Origin of the sequence: Streptomyces musisoli (assembly GCF_016741855.1) — a bacterium.
Lineage (GTDB): Bacteria > Actinomycetota > Actinomycetes > Streptomycetales > Streptomycetaceae > Streptomyces > Streptomyces musisoli.
Genome location: NZ_JAERRH010000131.1, coordinates 1 through 336 on the forward strand (window position 1 = coordinate 1; position 336 = coordinate 336).

Consider the following 336-nt stretch of genomic DNA (forward strand, 5'->3'; position numbering starts at 1 on the left):
TCCCGAGGTCCGCCGCCGCTTCCCGGCGCTGGCCCAGGCGCTGCTGGCCGGTGCGTCGGGGCAGTTGCGCAACATGGCGACGGTCGGCGGGAACCTGCTCCAGCGCACCCGCTGCGGCTACTTCACCGATGTCGCGCAGCCCTGCAACAAGCGCGTGCCCGGCAGCGGCTGCCCCGCCGTCGAGGGCGAACACCACAACCACGCGATCCTGGGTGCGTCCGAGCACTGCGTGGCCGTACACCCCTCGGACATGGCCGTCGCGCTCACCGCCTTCGACGCCGTCGTCCACTTCGAAACCGTCGACGGGCCTGGGCAGTTGCCGGTTGCCGACCTCTA

1 protein-coding gene is annotated in these 336 nt (G+C 71.7%); it reads left to right on the forward strand.

Annotated features, from left to right (window positions below; genetic code table 11):
* A partial coding sequence (locus JK361_RS40785) for an FAD binding domain-containing protein (protein WP_201828295.1) occupies nucleotides 1-336 on the forward strand: 336 nt, incomplete at both ends.